18 protein-coding genes and 2 pseudogenes are annotated in these 24,930 nt (G+C 47.1%); 18 read left to right on the top strand and 2 right to left on the bottom strand.

The window, feature by feature from the left end; all coding sequences use genetic code 11:
• The first annotated feature begins 181 nt into the window (after positions 1-181).
• The 15 genes and pseudogenes from QFZ80_RS23740 to QFZ80_RS23670 all read left to right on the top strand — a co-directional run bounded on the left by QFZ80_RS23740 (position 182) and on the right by QFZ80_RS23670 (position 18,536).
• Positions 182-1,579 (top strand): IS1182 family transposase, encoded by a 1,398-nt coding sequence (locus QFZ80_RS23740; RefSeq protein WP_307564211.1) that lies wholly within the window; start codon positions 182-184, stop codon positions 1,577-1,579.
• Positions 1,580-1,940: 361 nt separating this feature from the next.
• Positions 1,941-2,957 carry a response regulator transcription factor gene (locus QFZ80_RS23735; RefSeq protein ID WP_307561350.1) on the top strand — a complete coding sequence of 339 codons (1,017 nt, stop codon included), beginning with the start codon at positions 1,941-1,943 and terminating at the stop codon, positions 2,955-2,957.
• A complete protein-coding gene (locus tag QFZ80_RS23730; protein ID WP_307561348.1) occupies positions 2,954-4,804 on the top strand; it encodes a sensor histidine kinase in 1,851 nt (616 codons plus the stop codon). Before QFZ80_RS23735 ends, QFZ80_RS23730 begins: the two co-directional genes overlap by 4 nt.
• Positions 4,805-5,014: 210 nt before the next feature.
• Positions 5,015-6,556 (top strand): extracellular solute-binding protein, encoded by a 1,542-nt coding sequence (locus QFZ80_RS23725; RefSeq protein ID WP_307553572.1) that lies wholly within the window; start codon positions 5,015-5,017, stop codon positions 6,554-6,556.
• Positions 6,557-6,621: 65 nt separating this feature from the next.
• Positions 6,622-7,575, top strand: coding sequence for an ABC transporter permease (locus tag QFZ80_RS23720; RefSeq protein WP_307561347.1), 954 nt, complete (start codon positions 6,622-6,624; stop codon positions 7,573-7,575).
• Positions 7,575-8,453: a carbohydrate ABC transporter permease gene (locus tag QFZ80_RS23715; protein WP_307553576.1), complete on the top strand. Its 879-nt coding sequence runs from the start codon at positions 7,575-7,577 to the stop codon at positions 8,451-8,453. Before QFZ80_RS23720 ends, QFZ80_RS23715 begins: the two co-directional genes overlap by 1 nt.
• A gap of 28 nt (positions 8,454-8,481) precedes the next feature.
• Positions 8,482-10,545, top strand: coding sequence for a glycosyl hydrolase 115 family protein (locus QFZ80_RS23710; protein WP_307561345.1), 2,064 nt, complete (start codon positions 8,482-8,484; stop codon positions 10,543-10,545).
• A gap of 85 nt (positions 10,546-10,630) precedes the next feature.
• Complete coding sequence (locus QFZ80_RS23705; RefSeq protein WP_307561343.1) at positions 10,631-12,055, top strand: family 43 glycosylhydrolase; 1,425 nt, start codon at positions 10,631-10,633, stop codon at positions 12,053-12,055.
• A 443-nt stretch (positions 12,056-12,498) separates the two neighbouring features.
• Entirely contained in the window at positions 12,499-15,294 is a 2,796-nt protein-coding gene (locus QFZ80_RS23700; protein ID WP_307561341.1) for a glycoside hydrolase family 2 TIM barrel-domain containing protein, read from the top strand.
• 17 nt (positions 15,295-15,311) lie between these two features.
• Complete coding sequence (locus tag QFZ80_RS23695) at positions 15,312-15,977, top strand: rhamnogalacturonan acetylesterase (RefSeq protein WP_373460146.1); 666 nt, start codon at positions 15,312-15,314, stop codon at positions 15,975-15,977.
• A gap of 328 nt (positions 15,978-16,305) precedes the next feature.
• On the top strand, positions 16,306-16,734 hold the full coding sequence (locus tag QFZ80_RS23690; protein WP_307561338.1) for a transposase: 429 nt from the start codon (positions 16,306-16,308) through the stop codon (positions 16,732-16,734).
• Complete coding sequence (locus QFZ80_RS23685; protein ID WP_307564363.1) at positions 16,695-17,099, top strand: hypothetical protein; 405 nt, start codon at positions 16,695-16,697, stop codon at positions 17,097-17,099. The genes QFZ80_RS23690 and QFZ80_RS23685 overlap by 40 nt, the downstream gene beginning before the upstream one ends.
• A 145-nt stretch (positions 17,100-17,244) precedes the next feature.
• Entirely contained in the window at positions 17,245-17,661 is a 417-nt protein-coding gene (locus tag QFZ80_RS23680) for a transposase (RefSeq protein WP_307561336.1), read from the top strand.
• Positions 17,662-17,892: 231 nt separating this feature from the next.
• Positions 17,893-18,210: pseudogene (locus QFZ80_RS23675) on the top strand (sigma-70 family RNA polymerase sigma factor); the annotation flags it as partial.
• Between the two features lie 59 nt (positions 18,211-18,269).
• The gene (locus QFZ80_RS23670; RefSeq protein ID WP_307553582.1) at positions 18,270-18,536 is read left to right on the top strand and encodes an ATP-binding cassette domain-containing protein; all 267 of its coding nucleotides are present in this window, start codon (positions 18,270-18,272) and stop codon (positions 18,534-18,536) included.
• A gap of 10 nt (positions 18,537-18,546) precedes the next feature.
• Here QFZ80_RS23670 and QFZ80_RS23665 read toward each other — a convergent pair.
• Positions 18,547-18,869: pseudogene (locus tag QFZ80_RS23665) on the bottom strand (IS6 family transposase); the annotation flags it as partial.
• A gap of 141 nt (positions 18,870-19,010) precedes the next feature.
• Positions 19,011-21,251 carry a helix-turn-helix domain-containing protein gene (locus QFZ80_RS23660; RefSeq protein WP_307561334.1) on the bottom strand — a complete coding sequence of 747 codons (2,241 nt, stop codon included), beginning with the start codon at positions 21,249-21,251 and terminating at the stop codon, positions 19,011-19,013.
• A gap of 226 nt (positions 21,252-21,477) precedes the next feature.
• On the opposite strand from QFZ80_RS23660, the gene QFZ80_RS23655 reads away from it, so the two are divergent.
• The 3 genes from QFZ80_RS23655 (at position 21,478) to QFZ80_RS23645 (ending at position 24,914) form a co-directional block, all read left to right on the top strand.
• On the top strand, positions 21,478-22,389 hold the full coding sequence (locus QFZ80_RS23655; protein ID WP_307553586.1) for an ABC transporter permease: 912 nt from the start codon (positions 21,478-21,480) through the stop codon (positions 22,387-22,389).
• A 13-nt stretch (positions 22,390-22,402) separates the two neighbouring features.
• Positions 22,403-23,296 (top strand): carbohydrate ABC transporter permease, encoded by an 894-nt coding sequence (locus QFZ80_RS23650; protein ID WP_307553588.1) that lies wholly within the window; start codon positions 22,403-22,405, stop codon positions 23,294-23,296.
• A 73-nt stretch (positions 23,297-23,369) separates the two neighbouring features.
• Positions 23,370-24,914, top strand: a complete 1,545-nt coding sequence (locus tag QFZ80_RS23645) for an extracellular solute-binding protein (protein WP_307553590.1) — start codon at positions 23,370-23,372, stop codon at positions 24,912-24,914.
• Positions 24,915-24,930: the final 16 nt, after the last annotated feature.

Here is a 24,930-nt window from a genome sequence, read left to right as displayed (position 1 = left end):
CTGTATAATTTAGTTAATTAATTTCAGGTGGTGTCTCGGATGATTTCAAACCAACAATCCCTTAAATACAGAGTGAGTTGGGAAAATCAACCTGTCGAAAAAGTGCCTTATAGTATCATCATCAAATTAACGCGGTAATGTAGTATAATATAAGGAATAAAAAGAGAAAGCGGTGGTCGTATTGTTGCATAGCGATAAGGAAAATCCTCAGATGAGTTACGAAATGGTTTATCTGGATGAACTGGTACCAGATAACCATCTCGTTCGCTTGCTTCAGCGACATATTGACTTCTCTTTTATCACGGATAAAGTAAAGGATTACTATCATCCGACTCACGGGCGACCATCCATTGACCCAATTCGATTGTTTAAAATGATGCTGATCGGCTATCTATTTGGTGTTCGCTCGGAGCGGCAGCTAGAGCAGGATATCATAGTCAACAACGCCTATCGCTGGTTCCTCGGTCTTTCACTAAGAGATCCTGTTCCGCATCACAGCACCATTAGTTGGAACCGGCACCACCGCTTTCCGGGCAGTGTGTTTCAAGATGTGTTCGATGAAGTTGTTCGACTGGCAATTTCCCATCGTATGGTTGCAGGAAGACTGCTTGTAACAGACTCCACTCACATGCAGGCGAGTGCGAATATAAACAAGTACACGATGCAAGAACTCGCCAAAGCGCCCTCTGCTTATCTAGAAGAGCTGGAGCAGGCGGTAAATGAAGAACGCAAGAAACATGGGCAAAAAGAACTGGCACCGGACTCATCCGAACGGCCAAAGGAACGTCACATAGTAAGCAAAACGGATCCGGACAGTGGTTATATGAAACGTAAAGGAAAACCAGAAGGTTTCTTTTATTTGGAGCATCGGACGGTTGATGCTAAATTCAACATCATCACGGATTCGTTTGTCACCCCTGGAAATGTGAACGATTCTACGGTTTACATTGACCGATTACAGCGTCAGCAAGAAACGTTTGGCTGGCAGGAAAACATTGAAGCCGTCATACTAGATTCCGGATACAAGGGTGCGTACGTGTGCAAGAAATTAGAAGAGATGAGCATCATGGGTGTGATTGCGCCGCGTAAAATACCCGCTCGTAAAGGAATTTTTTCTAAAGAACAATTTACCTATGACGCTGACAAAGATGTCTATCGCTGTCCTGCAAACCAGGAGATGATCTATTACACGACGGAGCGAACAGGGGAGAAGATATATCACACAGAGGGGGAAACATGCAAGAACTGCCCACTCTTTGGCCAATGTACAGCTTCAGAAGAACGTCGCGAAATGGGACGACACGTATGGGAAGTGTACAAGGAACATGTGACCGCACACACACAAAGCGAGGTCGGCCGACAACTTTATGCTAAACGCAAGGAAACCATTGAGCGAAGTTTCGCAGAGTCCAAAGAACTCTACGGGCTTCGCCGTTGCCGGTTCCGGGGACGAAAAGGTGTGCAAGAGCAGACCTTGATGACAAGTGTCGCGCAGAACCTCAAACGAATAGCCAGGTACCTGGCTAGGCTAGGAGGGTGTATTTGTGCTGCCCCTTTTCGAACAAGATGCTCTGGATGAAACACCTTCGTTCCCTTTTGCAGCCAGTTCACATCTGATGAAAGCGCTTTTTTAGACGGTCTGGAAAATACTTGTATTTTAACCTTGATGGGTTTCATGTCTGTGAAGGTTTCCTTTGTGATTGCTCGGGAAAACCTTGAGATCCTGAAGAGCTAAGTCTCGGGGGAGATCAAGAAGTTATCTTAGACGAAAATGGATTCGAGGGTACGAAGGGAAATAGGGGAAATGGTTACGTAAATACCTAAGAACAGGAATAGGCATTGCCACTTGGTTTATTTAAAGAAAATCGGATAAAAAAACGGAAAATAAGACAACAATTATCTGATAAAATAGAGAAATAATCTTACCGAGGTGAAAAGCTATGTATCATATTCTGGTGGCAGAGGATGAGCCTTGGATCCGAAGCTCTGTCGTCGAGATGGTGAATCGGATCGGAGAAGGAACGATCACCGTATCGGAAGCGACGAATGGGGAAGAAGCTTGGGCATTGATTCAGGAATTATGGCCGACCGTGCTGATTACGGACATCATGATGCCGAAGATGGATGGTCTGTCGCTGATCCAAAAAATCCATGAGCATGAAATTCCGATGATATACATCATCATCAGCGGGTATGATAATTTCCAATATGCGCAGAAAGCGATTCGCTACGGAGTTACCGAATATTTGCTGAAGCCGGTGGATATGGAGCAGCTCCGGGAGGCACTGCACAGATCTGAACAAAGCATGGGAAAGCTGAAAGAAATCAGCTCCTATATGTCCAGATTCCAGCAGCTTGTGAACGCCTTCGGCGAGATGGCCCCTCAGACAGTTAATCGAAAAATGTCGGATCTCATCGATTCCGTCTTGAAGCTCAAATACATCAATCCGGCCGCAAGAATGAATTTGCTCCGCATCTTCGAATGGAAGCTCACAGGCATGATGAAGGAATTGTCGCCGGGACAAACCGTCCCGACGATTCCGGTCGATGCGGAGGATGCAGCGATACTTCGTTATTTCAACCAATTGGCCGTTGTTCTGATTATGCATTATGCGGAGCAGAGCAAATCGAATATTAATCATATCATCAAAAGGGTATGCGATTACATCCATACTCATTTTAAGAAGGATATTTCTTTAACGGAAATGGCTCAATATGCCAACATGAGTATTTCGTATTTCAGCGCGTTGTTCAAAAGATGCACAGGACGCACTCTGGTTCAGTACATTCAGGAAGTGAGAATTGAAAAGGCGAAGCAGCTTCTGCTCGAGACGCAGTTGAAAAATTACGAGATAGCCGAACGGGTCGGGTTCGCCACACAGCCTTATTTTATCCGGGTATTTAAAAGCTCGGTAGGCGTTTCCCCCAATACGTTCCGAAAGCGGATGGGGTCATGAATCAGTTCAAACGTTACTTGTATCGATTTTCCATCAAGCAGAAGATGATCGTCGCATTCCTGACGGTTAGTCTGCTCGGGGTATTAACAATAGCGGTGACAGCGCAATTTTACTACACCCGGGCGACAACCCAGGACTTCTATAATATCGCAAGAGGTTCCTCCGCCAGTCTGAATCACCAAATCGACCGCTATTTCAAGCAGTTGTCCCAATCCACCTCCGCCGTAATCGCCGGACCGCTCCGTTCGATCGGCGGAGGGTTTCATCCGAACCAGGAAGCCGGTGCGATTCAAGCTTGGATGACCGGAAAGGAGCCTCTGACCTTGTCGAACCGGCTAGTCATCGAGGACACCCTTCGCCGCTATATCGCTATCAATTACTCCGAAATTGAAAGTCTTGTCCTCTTGAAGGAAAACGGTGAGCTCGTTTCCTCAAACGGACAGGTCGAATACCGCCCCGAGGAACCGTGGCTTCGTTTGCCGTTTACCGAGAAGACCGTAGTCATCCCGACATATGAGTCTTATCCTTATCAAATTCCGATCGTCTCTCTGGTGATTCCGGTGTACAGCACAGAGAACACGCGTCTTGTTGGCCGGTTGGTCATCAACCTGTCATTGTCCGAAATTAAAGAGATTATGGGCAAAACGTCGATAGGTAAAACCGGCAAGTTTATCATTATTTCTTCATCGGATACGATTGTGTATCATCCTGATGCGAGCCTGCTCGGTAAGCCGCTCTTGAAGACATCACTGGGCGATCTTCGTTTATCCGTTTCCGACACTTTGCAAAAGGTGGGGAGTTTGGATTATTTAATCACATTTACCCAGTCGGACTTCACGGAATGGCGGATTCTAGCCGTCGTTCCGCTGCAGGAAATGGCAACCGGATTGAACGTAGCCACCAAATCGATGCTGATAGTGCTGCTCTTCCTGTTTTTGTTCGTCATTCTTGTCGTACCGATCTCGACCAAGCTGTTAATGGAGCCTGTCGTCCGCCTGAAGCAGGTCATGTACCAAGTTGAGAGGGGCAATCTGGACGTCCAGGTCGAATATCATCCCGGAAAAGATGAGCTGCAGAGCTTGAACCGCAGCTTCGGCCAGATGATCGGACGGCTGAACGACTTGATCGATGACGTGTACCGGTATCAATTGCGGGAGATGCAGCTGGAGGTCCGGCAGAAGGATGCGATGATCAAAGCGCTGCAAGGGCAGATCAATCCGCATTTTTTATATAATACGCTTGATATCATTCGGAGCATCGCTTTTCTGGAGGAGGTTCCCCGGATCGAGAAGATTACCGGCAATCTGGCAGCATTTTTCCGGTACACCGCCAAGCTGGAGCCGCTGGAAGTGACGCTGCGCGAGGAGATCGACCATTTGAGGAAATACCTGGAGATTATCGATATCCGGTTCAAACAAAATTTTCAAAGCCAGGTTTACGTTAACGAGAAGTTTATGGAGGTACGACTGGTCAAGCTCTCTCTGCAGCCGATTGTGGAGAACGCGGTAAAATATGCGGTGGAGCCAATGAACGGAAATGCAGCTATCCTGATCAATGCCTTCGACGAAGGGGACGACCTGATCCTCGAGGTTGCAGATAACGGCCCGGGAATCCCGCGGGACAAGCTCGAGGACATTCGACGCTCTTTGGCTCAGGTCGGCGAGCAGCAAGCCGAAGGCCACTATGCCGTAAGGGATTCGCTCGGCCTCGCCAATGTGCATGCGCGACTCGTGCTGCGATATGGAGGCCGGTACGGGGTGAGCATCGATTCGTTCCCGGCGAGGGGGACGGTCGTATCCATCCGGTTCCCCTATGAGAAAACCTCTATCGAAGCCGAACAAAGATGAGCAACCTAATATAGGGATCTTTGGTCTCGACCAAAGATCCCTATATTAGGTTTTATCGCCAATAAGAAAGCTGTATTCGGAATCGAAAACTTATACTTTCTTATGTGGTAAAAAAGTGAAATCGGATAACGAATCGTAAAATGTTGAAAAAACAAAGGGCTCCTTATGATCTACAATGAACTTGAAGTCACTTACAGGAGGGGTTCAAAGATGAGAAAACAAATAGCACTTCTGCTCACAGGGGTACTGGCTGCTGGCGTTATAGCCGGCTGTTCCGGGAACGGTCAAGCGGGAGACACCGGGGGAAAGACGGACAATGCCGGTGTCGCGGATGACATGAAAGAAAAGCTGACAATCTCTTTTATGCCGGAATCGTGGAGCGGAGGAAAGTGGAGGGAAGACCACCCTACCATCAAGTATTTGAACGAGAAATTTAATATCGAGATGAAGATCATGTGGACGGACGGCCCGACATACAAGGACAAATTGAATGTATTGGCCGCATCGGGCGAATTGCCGGACATGTATCGAGTCACGTCGGACAATTTCATCAAGTGGCAGAATGAGGGGGTTTTCATGGATTTTGCCTCTCATCTGGACAAGTACCCAAATCTGGCCAAGGCGTGGCCGGATGAACAATGGAAGTTGCTGAACCCGCAGGGGAAGTTATTCGGGATGCCATCGTGGGGAATTGAGGTCCGGGACAGCTATCAAATTCGGGCCGACTGGATCCGCAATGTAGGGCTGCCGATGCCGAAGGAAGAGACGGTTGGCGTCGATGAATTTTATCAGATCATGAAGGCGTTTGCGCTGAACGATCCGGACAAGAACGGGAAGAAGGATACAGTCGGCTTCACCACAGACCAAGAATTAGGGGCGAACACCGCCCAATTGCGGGCTGCTTTTGGCCTCGCCAACGGCTGGAAGCTGGTGGACGGCAAGCTGATCCCCCAGAATGTGCAGTCCAAGGAGCAGAAAGAATTCCTCGGCTATCTTCGCAAAATGTATGAGGAGGGCGTTCTGGACAAGGATTTTCTCAGCAAGAAAGGCAACAACGTCTATGAGCTGTTTCAGGGAGGCAAGTCGGGCATTTGGACCCACCACCCTCTTGGACTGAGGACGGATACCGAAAAGCTGAAAAAAATCGACCCGAACGCACAATTGGTCCAGCTCGCTCCACCGATCGGACCTACCGGTCTTCGCGGCAATCCGACGAGCTTGGTCGGAACCAATAAAGTCGTGATCAACAGCAAAATCGACGCCAAGAAACAGCAGCGCATCCTGAAGCTGCTTGATTGGTGGGTAACCGACGAAGGCACGGATATTATGAAGAGCGGGATCGAGGGCGTTCACTATACGAAGGCGGCTGATGGCAAATATACGGCAACGCCGCTCATCGATACGGACCTTCCGCGGATTATGAACAACTGGTTTTTCTTGCGCGCTGATCCGAACCTCGGGAATTTCCGCTGGACGGATCCGGAGGTAGCCAAGTTCGACGAAACTTACAATAAGAACAATGCCAAATATCCTTGGAAGAACGAATCCGGCGGCTTGGAAATATATTCGGAAACCAACACGAAGCTAGGGAAGGACCTCGATACGAAATTCAAGGAAACCCAGCTCAAAATCGTAGTCGGGCAGGAGCCTGTTGAAAGCATCGACAAGGCGATCGCGGCTTGGAAAGCGGGCGGCGGCGATAAGATCATTCAGGAAATGAACGACGCCTACGCCCAATATAAAAGCAAATAATCAGTAGTCATGTCGGCCGCATCGGATGCGGCCGACAAATTTTTCAATAAGGAAGGTGGGACAGCATGAGGTCGTCCGTTAGCGAATTGAGAGCCGCCAGCAAATCAAGGGCTTCTTCAGCATTCGCCCATTACATCAAACGAGCTTTCCCCATCTACTTGATGATATTGCCGGGGCTCTTGTCGATTGTTCTGTTTAAATATTTGCCCATGTTCGGGGTTGTCATCTCGTTTCAGAAGTACAGTCCGTTCCGAGGGGTCTGGGGCAGCGAGTGGGTGGGACTCGATCATTTCGTCCGCCTGTTCACCGAGCAGCAGTTTGTGACCCTGCTCAAAAATACGCTCATTCTCAACCTTATCGACATATGCTTTTATTTTCCCGCGCCGATCCTCTTTGCGCTGATTCTGGGCGAGGTTCGCTTGAAATGGTTCAAAACGACGCTACAAACCGTCGTGTACTTGCCTCACTTTGTCTCGATGATTGTCGTTGTCGGGATCACCGTCGTCCTGTTTGCCGGCGAATTCGGCGGGGTCAACCTGTTGCTGGATTCCCTCGGTCTTCCAAGGTATCAAGGCTTGAACGACCCAGATCATTTCCGCTGGATATGGCTGCTGCAGAACATTTGGAAAGAGGTGGGCTGGAGCGCAATCATCTATTTGGCCGCTCTCGCTTCCATCGATCCGACGCTGTATGAGGCCGCCGTGATGGACGGGGCCAATAGGTGGAGACAGATTTGGCACATTACGCTGCCGTCTCTTGCCCATGTGATTCTCATCCTGTTCATCCTCCGTCTCGGTAGCTTTATCGATGTAGGCTTCGAGCATATATTTCTGCTGCAAAACCCGCTCAATCTTGCGGTATCCGACGTTTTTGACACCTATATCTATCGTGTTGGGGTACAGCAGGGCGAATTCAGCTATACAACGGCGGTTGGTCTGTTCAAGTCGGTCGTTGGGCTTGTGCTTGTGCTCTCCGCGAACGCCATTGCGAAACGGTCTGGAAGGGAGGGTGTTTACTAATGAACATTCGCCGTTTATCTGGCACTGAAAGGTATTTCGATATTCTCATTTATGCAGTACTTATCCTTTGGGGGGCTTTCATCATCTTCCCATTGCTCTATATATTGATGACGTCGTTCGCTACGGAGAAGGATTATTTGACCCGAGGTTTCTTCATTATACCGAGGGAGTGGACATGGGACGCGTATTTGTATTTGCTCGCGAACGATAGCTTTACGAAGAGCTTCATGAACGCCGTCATCATTACAGTGGTCGGCACGACGATCAGCATATCGGCAACGACATTGATGGCATACGGCTTATCCAAAAAATGGCTTAAAGGACGGAACGTTTTCAATTTTATGGTCGTATTCACGATGCTGTTCTCCGGGGGCTTGATCCCGACTTATCTGGTCATCAAGGAGTTCGGGATGATTGACACGTTCTGGTCCCTATGGCTTCCGGGAGCTGTCGCTCCGTTCTATCTGATCGTCATGCGAAGCTTCTTCTCCTCGATCCCGTTTGAGCTGGAGGAGTCCGCGCGCGTAGACGGCTGCGGGGAGTGGAGAATGTTCTTCAGCATTATGCTTCCTCTGTCCAAGGCGTCCATTGCCACCTTTGTGCTGTTTTATATGGTTGGTTATTGGAATACGTATTTTTCGGCTCTTATTTATTTGAACGACTCGGGCATGTGGCCGTTGCAAGTATTTTTACGGCAAATTCTCGTGCTGAATCAATCCTTAGACGAATCCGCTACCCTGATGCAGCAAGAGATCGTCTACACACCGGGAGCGAAGATGGCTGCCATCGTGGTCTCTGCGCTGCCGATGATGGTCATTTATCCATTTCTGCAGAAGCATTTCAATAAAGGCATGCTGCTCGGTTCGTTGAAAGGCTGACGGTTTACGAATAAGGAGGAGACTTAAGTTGGCATTTATCATTGACAGGAACACGACTTACCGCATTCCGTCGGATCCGGCTTCGCCTATCCGCCATGCTTGGGAAATGGTGAAGCGTGACCATGAACAGGTTCTGGGCGCTGCTTCGACCATCGACTTGGGAGAGGAGGAGCGGGCAGACGTGGTTTTCCGCTACGCGGTACCTGAGGACCGGTGTCCGGCACGTCCGGAGGCGTATTGCTTCCGCTTCGTCAAGGACGGCAGCAGAACGGAACTTCACATTGCTGCGGGCGACGATCTCGGACTGGTCTACGGCATGCTCGAGTACAGCGGAAAGTATCTCAGCGTCGATCCATTCTGGTTCTGGGCTGACCTGCCTCCCAAGAGGCGCAGCCATATAGAGCTTCCAACTGATGATTATGATTCGTCGGAACCGTTCGTCCGGTTCCGCGGCTGGTTCGTCAATGACGAGGTGTGTCTGATCGGCTGGAAGGAGAAATACCCTCCGACTCGCGAGGTATGGCAGCCGGTCTTCGAAGCGTTGCTGCGCTGCGGAGGGAATATGGTCATACCAGGAACCGATCTGCCAAAGCACGGGATTCATGCTGATCTGGCGGCGGAGATGGGACTATGGGTTACCCACCACCATGCCGAGCCTTTGGGTGCCGAGATGTTTCTGAGAGCTTATGAAGGAAAGAAAGCAAGCTATCAAGAGAACCCGGAGCTGTTCGAGACCTTATGGGAGGAAGCGATCGAGAAGCAGAAGGACCGTAACATTGTTTGGGTTCTATCATTCCGCGGACAAGGAGATCAGCCTTTTTGGGTACAGGATCCCGCATTCGACACGCCGGAGAAGCGCGGTGAAATGATCAGCCGAGTCGTGCGCAAACAATATGAAATGGTTCGAGGCAAGGTGGCCGATCCGCAGTGTTGCGTAGCGTTGTATGGGGAGATCTCGGAATTGTATAAAGCGGGTCATATCACAATTCCGGACGATATTATTAAGATTTGGGCGGACAATGGGTACGGCAAGATGGTTTCACGGCGCAACGGCAACGAGAACCATCGCGTTCCGGCCTTGCCTGATCTTCAAGAAAAAGGTAAGCATGGCATTTACTACCATGTAACGTTTCACGATCTTCAAGCCTCCAATCATTTAACTTTATTCCCAGCTTCGGCCGATTTGGTCAGAGGAGAGATAGAGGGGGCGTTTCGGGCCGGAGCGAAGGATTACCTGCTCGTCAACAGCGGTAACATCCGGCCGCACGTTTATACGCTGGATTTGATACGCGAATTGTGGATGCGGGGAGAAGCGGATGCGGAAGAGCATCTTGGGGCGTTTGTCAGCCGGATGTTCCCCTCGGGTTCGCCAGAAATCGCCGCGATGTTCTGCGACTATGCGCGACGGACGATTCCGTACGGTCCGAACGAAGACGACCGGGCGGGAGATGAGTTCTATCATCATCCGGCCCGCATAATCGTCGGACATTGGCTTCAGGGGAAATCGGATCAACCGCATGTACGCTTGTATTGGGCGGCGGGGGACGTTGATTTTCCGGAGCAAGTCGAATGGTTTCGCCGGAAGTGCGCCGATGCCGTTCCGGGCTGGCTCGAGCTGAAGGAGCATATCGAACGGCTGCTTCCGGAGCTCTCGGAACAGGACCGCCTTCGGCTGAAAGATCATTTGCTTTTGCATGTCGAGCTGCATCTGTCCGGCTGCGAGGGCTTTGACTCATTGGGAAAATCGTACTCCGCTTACCTGGAAGGCAACTATCCGCTGGCGTTCGTTTATGCTTCGCAGGCGATGTGGAAGTATCGGAGGGGCGAGATCGCTCTGCAGGAAGCCGAGCACGGGAAGTGGGCGAACTTCTTCCGGGCGGACTGGCTGACGAATATCGAGAGCACAGTGCAAAACATGGACACGCTTCGCCGCTGGCTTCGCATGCATGGCGACAGCCCCGATTTCTTCGCTTGGTACAAGCAGTTTCTGATGCCGGAAACGGAGAAATATATTTATTTGGAGAACACGCACCGCAATCCTCTTTCGGATGACGAGTTGGCCAAGAGGCTGGCAGATAAGTTCGGCGTCTGAGCCTCATAGCAAAAATATATCGTCGTGGGGATTTCCGCGACGGGATTGAAATAAGGAAGATTCTTCTGTGAGGTGTATAAGGACCGTGTTTAATTCGAAATTAAGCGCAACCTATCCGATCGATATTCTAAGGGGCGATTATCCCGATCCTTCCATAGTCCGGGTAGGTAAAGATTATTACATGACACATTCGTCTTTCATGTATGCTCCAGGGCTTCTCGTATGGCATTCCCGCAATCTGACCGACTGGGTCCCCCTTAGCCATGCTCTTCAGACTTATGTCGGAGATATTTGGGCACCGGATCTGGTCTATGTGAACGGACTCTTTTACATTTACTTTCCCGCTAACGGAACGAATTATGTTATCTATGCAGAGAAAGCGGAAGGTCCCTGGTGCGATCCAATTGATCTGAGAGTAGACGGGATTGACCCGGGGCACCTGCTAGCGCCGGATGGGCAGCGGTACCTGTACGTAAACTATGGAAGGGCTATTTCCTTAGCCCCGGACGGCCTTTCCGTTACCGGCGACTTACAAACGGTTTATGAAGGGTGGCCAATCCCAGGGGAATGGGTTGTGGACGGGATGGCTCTCGAATCTCCAAAACTACTAGTCCGAGGCGATTATTATTATTTGATTTGCGCACAAGGCGGAACGGCTGGACCTGCGACTAGCCATATGGCGGTTGCAGCCAGAAGCAAAAATCCTTTAGGGCCTTGGGAGAACTCTCCCTATAATCCTCTTGTGCATACTTGGTCGAAGGATGAACGCTGGTGGTCCAAGGGGCACGGTACGTTGATCGATACACCTGATGGAAAATGGTATTTCGTCTATCATGCCTATGAAAAGGATTATTACACGCTTGGAAGGCAAACCTTGCTGGACCCTATCGAGTGGACAGAAGACGGCTGGCCGATCGTATCGCAGGATACGGACGGAGAGATGAAGCCGGTGGAAGGGATTTCTCCGGAGCCATCTGACGATTTCCAGGGGGGTGCACTCGGTTGGCAGTGGCGATTTTACAAGGAACTGGATCCTGAACGTTATGAAGTAGGCAGGGGCGTCTTGAAGCTGAAGGCCAAAGGGGATTCACCAGCGGATTCAGCACCGCTCGTCATCATTCCACCCGACCGGGCCTATGAAGCTGAAGTTGAGATTAAGGTCGGGCCTGAAGCTGAAGCAGGACTTGTGCTCTTCTATAACGACCGCTGTTATGTGGGTATCAGCTTTACGGAGCAAGAAATTTATCGACATCGGCGAGGTATCAAAGGCAATCCTGCACAAGGCCTGGGCTGCCGGCTTCATTTGAAGCTTAGGAACGACCACCATACAGTGACGATGTTTTACAGTACCGATGGTATTCAATGGAATCGGTTTCCTTCAGCGATGGAGGTCTCAGGTTATAACCATAATACATTTGGCGAATTTATTAGCCTTCGTCTTGGTATTTATGCGGCCGGTAACGGAGAGGCTGAATTTTCACGATTTCGATACCGTATGATTGAAGAGTGATTGGTAGGCTAGGCGCAAAGCTGAGTGTGGTGCCCTAGTGACGGAATATAGGAGAGAATAGGCGTTTTGTGACCATTTTCCGGTAGATTCCTGTCGCTTGATGATGTAAGAACATTGAGAAAAAAGACAATGCGATCTCATGTGCAAGTTAGGTGGGGTAATATTGAGTTGCCCGCAAGTTCAATTCTTGCAAATCGATTAACAAAAATCATGAAATCTGAAGATAAAATTTCCGACCGGGCGGGAGATGAGTTCCTCACCATCCGGACCGCAAAATCGTCGGACACTGGCTTCAGGGAAATCGGATCAACCGCATGTCGGCTTGTATTGGGCGACGAGGGCCGACGATTTTCCGGAGCAAGTGCGCCGATGCAGTCCCGGGCTTGCGCGAGCTGAAGGAGCGGATTGGGATTGTATAACGGGATTGAAAGGTTGAGATGGGATTGAAACGAACACATCGTGAAACGATTAAATTGAGCGGGGAATGGAAAATACGAGTAGACGGATTGGATGGACAGGAGGAGACAGTTCTCCGAGCGAATCTTCCAGGAACACTGGACGAAAATCGAGTAGGTGTTCCTCATTCTGCCATTTCTGCTCAGCATCTTAATCGTGAATTTACATATGAAGGATCGGCTTATTATGAAACAACCGTAAATATCCCCAAGCATTGGGCAGGCAAGCAGCTAAGTCTTCTCATGGAAAGAAGTCGAGAGACCGAACTTTATGTGGATGGATACTTGGTCGGAAAGCAAAGCAGTCTCGTAACGGCTCAAGTGTATGACATCTCCAAAGAGGCTTTGCCTGGAATTCGCACCATCACGATCAAAGTGGACAACGCCGCCGGCGTCATGTCCTGGCCGCAGATTCGCAACTCTCACATCGCGTCCGAAGAAACGCAAACGAATTGGAATGGGATTCTCGGTCGAATCGTGCTTGAAGCCAAAGACGCTGTTTGGATTGAAGACATTCAGGTGTTCCCGAACGATGGGAAACGGAAAGCCGTTGTGATGGTACAAGTAAACAAAGCGACCCAGGGACAGGCAAGCTGTACAATCCTGCTGCGCTGCGAGAACAGTGAAGGGAGTATATCGGAAAGTTTATCCTTTCATCTCGGAGATCAAGTACGGGATACCAAACAATGGATGACACTGTCTCTCGGGTCGGACATGAAGCTGTGGGATGAACATCAGCCGTTCTTGTACCGTCTTCATGCCGAAATGAAAGCTGAGTCCCCAAGCGGCGATTATTACGATGAGAGGGAGGTTTCTTTCGGTATACGTCGCTTCGAGGCTTCTTCGAAAGGCTTTCTCATGAATGGGAAGAAGATTTTCTTGCGCGGAAAACACGATGGTGCGGTGTTTCCGCTTACCGGTTATGCTCCGATGGAGGTGGCGGAGTGGCGCCGGATTTTCGCGATCGCCAAATCGTACGGTATCAATCATTACCGCTTTCATTCATGGTGTCCTCCAGAGGCAGCGTTTCAAGCAGCCGACGAAATCGGCATCCTGCTTCAGCCGGAGTTGCCTTTGTGGGATCCCGGACATGCGTTAGAGGACGATGAGCAATGGCAGTATTATCGTGAGGAGGCGTTCCGTATGCTTCGTGCGTACGGCAACCATCCTTCGTTCGTGATGTTCGCATGGGGGAATGAACTGGGAGGTTCGCTTGAGAGAATGGAGCAGCTTTGCGAGGAATGCCGGAGAACGGATGCCAGACGATTGTACGCGATCGGCTCGAATAATTTTTTTGCGCAAGCGCGGGTACCGCGAAATTCCGATTATTGGACGACCTTCTGGACGGAAGGCAAATGGAATTTTAGAACCCCTGGCTACGGCGGAATGCATGTTCGCGGAGCAACGCCGCATCATATACGGGGCCATATCAATAATTTACCGCCGTCCACGATGCAGGATTATCGACATGCGACCAGACACGTGCCCATCCCGGTAATCGGACACGAAGTCGGACAATTTCAGGTTCACCCTGATTTTCAAGAACTGGAGAAATATCAAGGCGTCTTAAAACCTAACAATTTGGAGGCGTTCCGCAAACGTCTGGAGGAGAACGGCTTGCTCCATAAGGCGAAGCTTTTCCAGAGGGCATCTGGGCAGCTTGCAGTGCTATGCTATCGGGAGGAGATTGAAGCCGCGCTGCGAACGCCTAATTTCGGCGGATTTCAATTGCTCGACCTGCAGGATTTTCCTGGGCAGGGCACCGCTCTCATAGGCATATTGGATGCATTTATGGAATCGAAAGGGTTAATTGAGCCGGAGCAGTGGCGGGAATTTTGCTGCGAAACGGTTCCATTACTGCGGATGAAGAAATTCATTTGGACGAACGACGAGACATTCAAGGCTTCGGTCCAAATTGCACACTATGGCACATTCGATTTGTCGGAATCAGTGTTGGCATGGTCCGTACAGGTTGAAGCGAACGGGTTTGTAATTGCAAATGGAAGAATGCCGATCAGGACGATCGAGGAAGGAGGAGTCCTTGATCTAGGGGGACTTGAGACTGATCTCCTTGCTGTAAAAGATGCAGTAAAGCTTGTTGTTAAACTTGAGATTGTGGATACTGACTATCGGAATATCTATCCACTCTGGGTTTATCCGGACAGTGGAACTCCAGTCATTCCGTTCGCGGTGGTCGTATGTCGCCATTTGGACGAAACTACAAAAGCGATGCTGCTAAGCGGAAGCAAGGTGCTGCTAGCACTTGATCCCGAGCGGGTATCAGGTGGGGGAGCCATGTCGTTTATACCGGATTTCTGGTGCTATTCCATGTTCAAAAAATATGGGCCTCCCGGTACGTTAAGTATATACTGCGATCCGGAGCACCCGGCCTTGAAACACTTCCCAAGTGAATTTCATACGAATTGGCAATGGTGGAACTTAATTAAGAACGCTAAAACGATGAATTTGGATGTTTTGCCGAATGCGGTCGAACCCATCGTAGGTGTGGTGGATAACGTTCATAGACAATTCAAATTGGGGCTTTTGTTCGAAGCAAAGCTAGGTGAAGGGAAACTGCTAGTTTGCAGCATGGAATTGCTGAAGCAGTTAGACCGGCCGGAAGCGAAACAGCTTTTCATAAGTCTATTAACCTATATGGATTCAGAAGCCTTTGCTCCAACTGTGGAGATCACCAATGAAATTCTAGAGAAATTTATTCAGTCTAACGAGGGCAAGGGGCACGACCTGGTAGCGTTACAACAAAATGCCGATCAGTACGGTTAAAATCGGAGGTGGAAGTATTGGAAAAACAAACGATTTACTTGGCTGGTGATTCGACAATGGCGGATTATCCGCCTAAATCGTACCCCATGCAAGGGTGGGGGAATAAGCTTCATTTATTTATTCCCGATTCCGTTCGAGTTGTGAATAAGGCCGTGTGCGGGAGAAGTTCCAAGAGCTTTATCGATGAAGGAAGGCTCAAAGAAATTTTACTAATGATCAACCCGGGCGACTACTTGTTCATTCAATTTGGTCACAACGACAGTAAGGAAGATGTCGAAAGACATACAAATCCTTGGAGCACGTACCATCGGTATTTGCGGCAATATATCGACGGAGCGAGAGCGAAGGGGGCTTATCCCATACTCATCTCGCCTCTTTGCCGTAGACATTTTGACGTTGACGGTCTTTTGATCAACACGCACGGCGATTTTCCTCGATCGATGGAAGCGCTAGCCGTTCAGGAAAAAGTCCTTTTCATCGATTTGTGCGGCCGAAGTGCCGTCGCATTCAAGGAAATGGGAGACGTCAAATCGAGAGAATGGCTGACCTGGCTGCGCCCGGGCGAACAACCGAATTACCCCGAAGGGATCGAAGACAATACGCATTTGAATGAGCAAGGTGCTGAGGCTGTCGCACGAATGGTGGCCGATGCCATCATTAAGCTGAACCTGAAAATTGGTTGATCCCCTTGCTCTTTAGAAGTGGGAACGTTTCTACCGTGCCGATTGGCTCACGAACATCGAAATTACGGTACGGAATAAGGATACCCTAAGGCGGTTTCTGCGCATAGACACCGAGAACCTCGGGGTTTCCATTGACGGGGAGGGGCGTATCGAGAAGTTCGAATAAAAGAACAAAATAAGAAAGAGATTCATGTCTTGCTAATTGCCCAAATACTAAAGAAACCCTTACTCAATCGGGGCTGTTGACAAACACAATATTGAGAGGTTTTTGTAGAGACTGCGTAGAATTTAATTCTATGCAGTTTTTCTATTTGGAGGGATACCGATCATGATGGGGGTTAACGGAGATAAGCAGCACCAGTTTATTTTTTTAAACTTGGAGGATTATGTGCCAAAAGATCACTTGCTGCGAATTATTCAACGAGAAGTGGACGTCACTTTTATTTACGACAAAGTGAAGCATCTATATTCCCTCGTTGGTCGAAAATCTATTGATCCTGTACTTCTCATGAAAATGATGCTCATCGGGTATTTATACGGAATTTCCTCTGAACGCAAGTTGGAAGAAGAAGTGAAAATGAATCTGGCGTATCGCTGGTTTTTAGGACTAGATCTCATGGAATCCGTTCCGGATCATTCTACTCTTAGTCAGAACCGTCGACGCCGGTTTAAAAACAGCTCTATCTTTCAAGAGATATTTGATCACATTGTGACATTATGCATACAAAAGGGAATTGTAACGGCGATGTTATTGTAACGGATTCGACTCATGTTAAAGCGAGTGCATCGCTAAGCCATTCTGAAAAAGTAAAGGTGGACAAGAAACCATCGGAATACTTGGAGGAATTAGAAAAAGAGGCGCGGCGGCTTGAGAGTCAGCGGCAAGTAGAGCGCGATGCCGGAGGAAAGAAGAAGTGCGGGAGAGTCAAACAGGATCGCATGACTACCACTATCCAAACAGAAGTTACTCAAAGCCTGACGGATCCTGAGACTGGTCTGATGAATCGGCCCAAAAAGCCGATCGGATTCCATTTTCTTAGCCATACCAGTATCGACACGACCTACGGTATTATCACGGATATCCATGTAACTCCAGGTAATGTGAATGACCACGAACCATAGCGATTAGCTGCTCAGCAAGAAAGGTTTAATCTCGAAATTAAAAAGGTTTGTGCTGACAAAGGATACGACTGCGCAGTGGTGCATCACGCTTTAGAAAAGCAAAACATTGAAGGGTACATCTCACCAATCGTAAAAGAAAGCAGTATTGAGGCCATTGGAGGTAAACCATTTTCAATATGATGAAGAATTAGACACTTACTTGTGTTCTGAAGGAAAGACATTGAAGTTTACGCATGTCGAGGGTGATGGAATGAAGACCCCTTATCGAAGTGTGTATGCGGCAAAGACCAAAGATTGCAAAGCATGCCCGCTGCGTGAACAATGTTTTGGAAAGTCGAAGAAATATCGAGTCATTCGGCGAACTCTTTTCCATGAAGCAACAGAACGCAACAAGGAACGGGCTAAGAGCGAAGAGTATCGGAACTTCAAGCGTCTTCGGAGTATTTGGTGCGAAGGCACATTCGGAATCATGAAACAATCTCACAATCTAAGCAGAACCTATAAACGGGGCATCCGTAACGCTACGGAACACTGCCTCTTTTCGGCGTTGGCGTTAACATAAAACGAATGATTAAGGCGACAGTGTAGATGGAAATGTTGCTCTTCCATTCAACAAAAACTCTATAATACAGCAAAATGGGTTGAGGACAAGATCCTCAACCCATTTTGTCAACAGCCCCAATCGAGTATGGGTTTCTAGTGAGACTAAAAAGGTTTGGATGAAAATGTCGCTTGGTTCAAAGCGGAAGGGAGTAATTTTGATGAGCTATGTAGGGAGGAATTGGAGTATCGGTCTTTGCATGATCCCATTGGAAAGGACAAAGAGGGGAATGAAATTACGCTCATCGACATTCTCGGTACAGAAGCTGATGACGTAGTGGATAAGGTGCAGCTCAAGATAGAGAAGTGCAAAATCTATCGCAATCTGGAAATATTGGACGATCGTGAGAAAGAAGTCGTGGTTGGGCGATTTGGACTAGAACTAGGTGGGGAAGAGCGGACGCAGCGGGAGATTGCGAAGGAGCTAGGGATTTCGCGTTCGTATGTGTCGAGGATCGAGAAAAGAGCGCTGATGAAGCTGTATCATGATTTTTATAAGGCGAAGCGGTGAGGTCACGAATCGGATACTTCATTAATTTGGACTTTGTGCAAGTAATGGAGGTGAAGGTTATGACGTTAATTCACATCGAGAATGTCAGTAAACATTATACGATGGGCGAGGAAACGATTAAAGCATTAGATGATGTCTCATTAGATATTAATCATGGAGAGTTCGTAGCAATCATGGGTCCATCAAGTTCCGGCAAATCCACACGGATGAACATCATCGGGTGCTTGGATATTGTAGATAAAGGTATTTATGACCTAGATGGTCAAGCAATAAACGTGCTTAAGGATTCTCAGCTTGCTGAGATTCGTAATCAGAAGATTGGATAATTTTCTTTTAAAACCTATGATCTTGCTCCATGATATTGTTCAGAAACTTTGTCTGTCTAATCAAAGTTTCTTTTGGCATGGATTTCTCAATCATTAATTCTTGTATGGCTGGCTGGGTTTTTATCCAAAGTGATCACACGTGGTTTTTGAATAGGGGGAGAGGACAAAGCCTTTGTAAAAAAGCGCTTGGCTGCCGCCACATCTCGATTTTCAGATAATATATAATCAAATTGTTTTCCCTATAGAATCAACAACCCTATATAAATAATTCCATTGACCTTTGACTTTGATGTACGTTTCGTCCGTTCTCCATGAATCGATTGTAGGTTTCAATAGGGGCGTATTTATTTCTTGCACCAGAACAGAATGTTGAGTTTATAATTCATGAGGTTCTATACAACGGAAAAAACAGTCGGACAGGAACAGATCCTGACCCGGCTGTTTTTATTTATGCGAAGAATGCTCTTCTTAACTTTACCCAAAATCACCTGCATGGTTTCTGTATTGACTTGGCGTGAAACCAGTCGCTTTTTTGAAGGCGCTGAAGAAGTGGCTTTTTGTTTGGAAACCTGTTTTTGAAGCGATGATTGTAATCGTTTCGTCGGTCTCGGTAAGCCAATATTTCACTTGTTCAATACGCTGTATCAAAATAAAATCGGTCAGTGTCGCCTGTGTTGACTCTTTGAAAAGATGCCTTAAATAGCTGGAAGAGAAGCCAAGATGATCGGCAATTGTATCCACTGACAGCATCGGATCCTGCAAATGGTCATGTACGTAATCCAGAATTTCTTGAACAAGCTCGCCTTTACGCCCCCCAACCTGATTTTGGCTGAGGCTTTCCATAATACGGACAATTTCCTCTTCAATCCACGAACGTGCATCGACTAAGGAGGAGAAGCGGTCGGAGCGGAATTCCTCTAAAACCGACTCTTTCATCGTCGTTACTTTGTTGAACGATTTATAGATTTGATAGACGATCATCTGTAATTGGAATAAGCATTCCGTATAGGAAACGCCTTTTAGTTGACCCAGCAGGCGATCCAAAAGCTCAGTTGAGCGCTTCTTATCACTTTGTTTAATGGCTTGAATGAGCTCGTTCAACACGCTTTGATCGGGATACACTTGTTCACTTTGAAAGCTATCTTCCAAATCCTTATCGCTGTAGACCTTGGTTTCGCCGTTAAAAAACTTGAGAAGTGTCAATTCGTAAACATCATTATAGAGCTGGCGCAAATTATCCTGAGTGGGCACCTTGGCACTTGAGGCGATGGAGGTTCGGAGCTGCAGCCATTTATCGATTTGCGTTCCGACGTTTTCAAGCAAGGCGTAGACATCGGGAGTGGCGTCTGTATGAGAGCCAGCTCCAATCAACAGAACGATGTGATCGCTCCCCATATCGACACTGTCAGAAATGTAATTAGCTTCATGAAATATTTCCCGAGCAATATTCCCCATGGCATATTTAAGAAGCTTGCGTGAATTGTAGTTATACGTATCTACGAAATATTTATAAGTTTCGATACGTATGATCGCTAAGTGCAAATACTCGGAGGAGAGCAGAAGGGAAACTTCACTGTTGTCTTTTTGCTCATGTATCGTTCCCTGTAACAGCCATTGTCGCAATAACTCTTCTTTTGCAATATTGCGATAATCCTTTAGCGAGTGATTCATGTTCTGAAGTGAATCCATCAGATACGTAAATCCGTTTCGAATAATATCTGCAACTCCATTTGCTTCCTGCATCGAATTCGTACCTAACTTGCTTTGAAGCTCCTTGGAAATCTTGCGAAACGGACTCAAGGCTCGACGTGAACTCCAAATAAAGAGCAGGAACATGGCGATCATGAGAATCACACACCAAAGCGTCATTTTTTGCTTAAATTGCCTAATATTTTGGGTCAAATAAGCTTCGTCTACGATGAAATGCATGACCCACTGCACATTAGGCAGCTCGGCTGACGAAATTTTCTTCTTTTCCTTCCCCCATGCATATTCGATGGTCTCGAAAGGAATTTTTGGCACAGCATAATAACGGTCGTTTAGTTCATTATCAGAAAAGCTTTCCCCTAGGATTAGTTGCTTTTGATTATTAGTAATGTTGATTTGCAGACCGTTTGTGTCTTCGTTTTGCAGTAAAAACTTTTGCAGATCCGCTTTGTCCAGAAGGATGACCAAGTATCCAGCATTTATCGTTGTCGATTGTGTGCTCGGGATCATCATGGCCATGAGAGATTCAGCGCCGACATTATGGTTGAAGTAAGAGATGTACGAAGGATGTTCCTCCAAAATTTTGCGAATAATACCTTGGTCTTGAAATTCGTTAAAATCTTGTAGGCTTCTCGAAGTGTCAATAATTTTACGTGTTTTCGTATTGATTAAATAAATCGAATGGATGAAGGGCTGTAAAGAAGCAAAACGGCTGGCTGCTTTGAAAGCATCCGCATCGCCTAGAGGGTCGCGTTGGTCTGTAATAAGCCAATAATTAATGGCAGGGTCTTGATAGGTGCTGACTCCGAAAGAGCGGATATTGTCAAAAGTGAACAGGGTATTTTGATAGGAATGCCGCATTTTAGCCAAGGTAAACGTATTGACGTCAGCAGTAGCTTGTTTGGAATATTCGTAGGACATGAAGAGTGTAAACGCAAACAAAATCATAAATAGAAGGCTGAACATAGGGAACAGCAGAGGTATTTTTTTTTGAGTCAAAATTTTCATAAGTGAACCCCCTCTATTATCTATTTCTATTATAGAAAAGGTGGTTGTCTCATGGAAGTACTTATTCTGCCAAAGAGTATTCATTACGGCTTTTTGGACGCATATAGCCGTTTGAAGGACCGAATCGTCAATACTTTGACTTTACCAGCCCTAGCAAATCGATTTATGATGAGCGCATCTACAAAAGCAAATACACAGTCAGAAAGATTTGAGGTGAATATGAAACATGGGTTTCTTTCGAGAAATCAGAAAAAATGTCGATCTCTATTTGTTGGCTTTACCTGGTCTTTTATTTCTTATTATCTTCGCTTATATCCCAATGTCAGGTCATCTGCTTGCTTTTAAGAAGTACCAGTTGACGAATGGAATTTGGGGAAGCCCTTGGGTTGGATTTGATAATTTTAAATTTTTCTTTCAAGGTCATGATTGGATTCTGGTAACCTTCAACACACTCTTTTTAAATGGATTGTTCATCATATTCAGTCTGGTTATCTCAGCTGGACTCGCAATCCTGCTTAATGAGATTCGGACCAAGCTGTTCAAGAAGCTGGCACAATCCATTATTTTTCTGCCGTATTTTATCTCATGGCTGGTTGTTAGTCTAATGGTGTTTGCTATCTTGAATACGGATAACGGCTTGCTTAACAAGTTCTTGGAATCCATAGGACTAACGCAAATTCCATGGTTCCAAAAGCCTGAAGTTTGGCCGGTAATCTTAACGATCATCTATGTATGGAAATTCGCTGGTTACTATTCGGTCATTTTCCTGGCTTCCATTACCGGGATCCCATCCGATTATTATGAAGCGGCTGAAATCGATGGAGCTTCACGACTTCAGCAAATCGTCAATATCACAATCCCGCTGCTTCGCCCTGTTATTATCATGCTTGCACTACTTGGAGTAGGGAGAATTTTTTACGGTGACTTCGGCATGATTTACGGTATTATCGGAGATAACGGTATACTCTTCCCGACGACGGATGTTATTGATACGTATACGTTCCGCGCTCTCCGCCAAATGGGTAACTTTAGCATGTCAGCCGCAGTCGTATTTTATCAATCTGTCATGGGACTGATTTGTATTCTGCTATTTAACGGGTTGGTTCGAAAAATTGACAAAGATTCAAGTTTGTTTTAGGAGGTAGACCCGTTTGAAGCCTTTACTGAAAACCCGATCACTTAGCGAAAAAACGTTCGGACTCAGCATGAACGTCATTATTTTGCTATTTACTTTGTTTTGTCTGGTTCCATTCTGGTTGGTATTTATTGATTCCTTTGCTTCGGAGGCCAGCTTTTTGGCACATGGATATCAGTTGTGGCCAAGCAATCTTACCTTAGATGCGTATCGATTCATTTTAGAAGGAGATCAAATTTTCCGCAGCTACCGAATTTCGATTTTGGTCACTGCCATAGGAACCGCGCTTTCCGTTATGGTCACTGCGATGTTTGCTTATGTGCTTGCGAACCGTAAAGTCAAGTACCGGAATATCCTTTCATTCCTTACGTACTTTACGATGGTTTTTGGAGCCGGTTTGGTCGGATTCTATATGCTGATCGCGAATTGGCTGCATTTGAAGGATTCGGTTTGGGCACTCATTCTACCTTATTTGTTAAATCCGTTTTATGCGTTTATTCTCGTTTCATTTTATCGGACATTACCGTATGAAATTAATGAATCTGCAACGATTGATGGAGCAAGAGAAATTCGGATTTTTTATAAAATTATCTTGCCCGTCACCGCGCCGGCGATTGCTACGATTACGCTGTTTTACGCTCTGCAGTATTGGAATGACTGGTGGTTATCACTACTCTTCATCGACGATTACAAATTGCACCCGCTGCAAATGATGATCCGCCAACTGATCTCCAACTTGAATGTTTCTTCCTACGTATCAGGAAGCAGTACGTCCTACAATGTGTCAGCTCCTACCAATATCGTGCAATTGGCGACAGTCTGTTTGACGATTGGACCGATCGTACTTATGTACCCTTTCGTACAAAAATATTTTGTCAGCGGCCTGACCGTTGGAGCTATTAAAGGTTAATGTTGTTCCCCCGGATTCTAATGCCGGCTGAGCATATAGTTGTGGAAGGTCTAAAAAGGGAGGAAGTAAAAAAATGAAAAAATGGTACAGTATAGGAATTACAGCGGTTACGGTTATGTCGCTTTTGGCTGGTTGCAGCACTGGAGATAAAGCGGCTCAACCACAGGCAAGTTCACCCCAATCGGCAGGTGCCCAGCAAACTCCGGCTGCGAAGAAAAATGATCCGGTAACCCTTAAAATTATGATTCCAGGTGATCGTCCGAAAGACTTTGATGCAGTAATTGCGGAAGCGGAAAAGCGGATGGCGGATACGCTGAACGTGAAATTAAATGTCGTGTTCATTCCTTTCTCCGATATCGGACAGAAAACGCAGGTGACGCTGGCATCAGGCGAGGATGTGGATCTGGTCTTCGACGCTCCGTGGGTTCACCTGAATCAAATGATTGCCGCAAATTACTACGAGCCTTTGGATGATCTGCTCAAGCAATACGGATCGGACATCTTGAAAACAAGATCCGAGCAAATGTGGAACGCCAACAAATACAACGGCAAAATTATGGCCATACCTCTTAGCAATTCTTATTATCAAGGCCGTGTATTTTACATCCGTAAAGATTTGAGAGAGAAGCATGGCGTCGCTCCGATCAAGACGTACGATGATATGATTGCTTTCGCAAAAGTGATTAAGGAGAAAGAGCCGAATATTGCCCCTATTATCACGAACAAAGGAGCGATGGACTGGGGGAACTTCCGAAAAGTATTCGACTACGATACCCACATCGGTGATACGCAAATCGGAACTAACGGCGTTCTCTTCTTGAAAAACAATGACGGTAAGGTATACAACATGTTCGATCAAATGGATCCGACCGTCTGGAGCTGGATTACAGATGCAAGAAAGCTTTATCAGGATAAGCTGATGTATCAGGATGTGCTGTCCGTCAAAGATTACAAAGCAGAATTCAAGGCCGGTAAAGCAGCTATTTTAAATGCAAATGATTTCGGTGTGAACGCAGACGATGCTGCTGCCGTGAAGAAAAGCGTGAACGGAGATGTAGAAGCAGTAACGTTCTTCAAAAAGGAAAAGGGCGCCAACATCTCCGACTTCCAGGCCTGGAACTTCCTTGCTTTGACGCATGTCAGCAAAAACAAAGAACGCGCCATCCAATTCTTAAACTGGACGCAGCAAAAGGACAACTACGACCTGCTTGCTTACGGAATTAAAGGGAAGAATTGGGAGCCTGTTGGCGAAGATCAGTATAAAAAGCTGAATAACGATTATGCTTGGTTCCCTTATGCGTGGATCTGGAATCCGACGCTAGATCGTTACGATCAAGGACTTGGAGCAGATACGATTGCGCTGAACAAGTTTACGGCGAATGGCGACAACTTCACGCCAAGCAAATTAGCCGGATTTACGTTTGATCCGGCACCTGTTTCTAATGAAGTCGCTCAGCTGAATACAATCCGCGACAAATACATGGATCCAATTTATATCGGTGTTGCTGATTCCCAAACTTATTGGGATAAGTATAAATCGGAAGCGGCTTCTGCCGTGAAGAAAATTCAAACTGAAATGCAAAAACAAATCGACGCATTCCTGGCTTCGAAGAAATAACACGAGAAGAACTGTC

Origin of the sequence: Paenibacillus sp. V4I7 (genome assembly GCF_030817275.1) — a bacterium.
Classification (GTDB): domain Bacteria; phylum Bacillota; class Bacilli; order Paenibacillales; family NBRC-103111; genus Paenibacillus_E.
The sequence above is the reverse complement of the archived record's forward strand: the minus strand, read 5'-3'. Positions and strand labels throughout refer to the sequence as shown.

Excerpts from the sequence above, each read along its gene's own strand:
- QFZ80_RS23735 (WP_307561350.1), top strand. The coding sequence starts at position 1,941 with ATGTATCATATTCTGGTGGCAGAGGATGAGCCTTGGATCCGAAGCTCT.
- QFZ80_RS23730 (WP_307561348.1), top strand. The coding sequence starts at position 2,954 with ATGAATCAGTTCAAACGTTACTTGTATCGATTTTCCATCAAGCAGAAG.
- QFZ80_RS23725 (WP_307553572.1), top strand. The coding sequence starts at position 5,015 with ATGAGAAAACAAATAGCACTTCTGCTCACAGGGGTACTGGCTGCTGGC.
- QFZ80_RS23720 (WP_307561347.1), top strand. The coding sequence starts at position 6,622 with ATGAGGTCGTCCGTTAGCGAATTGAGAGCCGCCAGCAAATCAAGGGCT.
- QFZ80_RS23715 (WP_307553576.1), top strand. The coding sequence starts at position 7,575 with ATGAACATTCGCCGTTTATCTGGCACTGAAAGGTATTTCGATATTCTC.
- QFZ80_RS23690 (WP_307561338.1), top strand. The coding sequence starts at position 16,306 with ATGATGGGGGTTAACGGAGATAAGCAGCACCAGTTTATTTTTTTAAAC.
- QFZ80_RS23685 (WP_307564363.1), top strand. The coding sequence starts at position 16,695 with ATGCATACAAAAGGGAATTGTAACGGCGATGTTATTGTAACGGATTCG.
- QFZ80_RS23670 (WP_307553582.1), top strand. The coding sequence starts at position 18,270 with ATGACGTTAATTCACATCGAGAATGTCAGTAAACATTATACGATGGGC.
- QFZ80_RS23660 (WP_307561334.1), bottom strand. The coding sequence starts at position 21,251 with ATGAAAATTTTGACTCAAAAAAAAATACCTCTGCTGTTCCCTATGTTC.
- QFZ80_RS23655 (WP_307553586.1), top strand. The coding sequence starts at position 21,478 with ATGGGTTTCTTTCGAGAAATCAGAAAAAATGTCGATCTCTATTTGTTG.
- QFZ80_RS23645 (WP_307553590.1), top strand. The coding sequence starts at position 23,370 with ATGAAAAAATGGTACAGTATAGGAATTACAGCGGTTACGGTTATGTCG.